The sequence below is a fragment of the Pyrinomonadaceae bacterium genome, from assembly GCA_036277115.1.
Lineage (GTDB): Bacteria > Acidobacteriota > Blastocatellia > Pyrinomonadales > Pyrinomonadaceae > UBA11740.
In genome coordinates, this window is sequence record DASUNM010000022.1 from 1 (window position 1) to 1019 (window position 1019).

Consider the following 1019-nt stretch of genomic DNA (forward strand, 5'->3'; position numbering starts at 1 on the left):
TGTGTTGCATAACTCATTATTCCTAACACATTTAGCTAACCTATTCTAGTCATATCATGTGAGAAATTGGAAGAATTACAATGAATCTCTAATAAGGAGAGGTGAAGTATTGCTTGATTTTGACGTTATTGATAACTGGGATAATGATCTAGAAGAGATGAATAAGAACAAGGAAGGTAGAAAATTCGTATATCCAGATTCATTTATCAAACTACTTGGTTACATGAGAGCATATTTTCATTTACCATATAGACAGACTGAAGGTGTAGTACGAGAACATGCTTACAACACATTACCATCTATTCCAGATTATAGTAACATTAGTAGAAGAATAAATAGACTGGATATCAAGATTTCTTCAGATGATGATGTGAACAAATCTAATTTATTTGATGATTATTTTGTAATTGCAATTGATTCTACTGGCATAAAGGTCTCAAACAGAGGTGAATGGATTAGACACAAGTGGAATGTCAAGAGAGGTTATCTAAAGATTCATGTTGCTGTAGATATCAAACGAAAGAGAATTTTATCATTACAAGTAACTAGTGAACAAGTACATGATGGAAAAGTACTGCCGCAACTGATAGATGATATAACAATAAAGCAGAACAAAGTAGTTGAAACTGCCATTATGGATGGTTCTTATGACAGTAACAATAATTTTCAACTATTATCGTTTAGAGGAATCAATCCGGCAATAAAGATTAGAAAGAATTCTAGATGTAAAAATACTAACCATCACTTGAGAAACAAGATGGTAAAGATGCAGAAGAAGAATAATTTACAACAATGGAAAGATAATGTGAGATATGGACAAAGATGGATTGTAGAATCTGTCTTCTCATGTATAAAGAGGATGTTTGGAGAATATGTTACTGCTGTCAGGTTTGAGAACATGATAAAAGAAATAATACTAAAAGCATCATTGTATAACTGGTTTCAAACTATAACTGTTACATAATTATAAATTAGTATTGGAAGATAGATAAATGATTCTTAGTTGTGCAACAAAGCAT

The 1019-nt window shown here is 31.2% G+C and carries 1 protein-coding gene; it reads left to right on the plus strand.

Translation table 11 applies throughout. The features are described 5' to 3' along the window. Positions 1–58 precede the first annotated feature (58 nt). Entirely contained in the window at positions 59–964 is a 906-nt protein-coding gene (locus tag VFX97_07075) for an IS5 family transposase (GenBank protein HEX5702944.1), read from the plus strand. The last annotated feature ends 55 nt before the right edge of the window (positions 965–1019 follow it).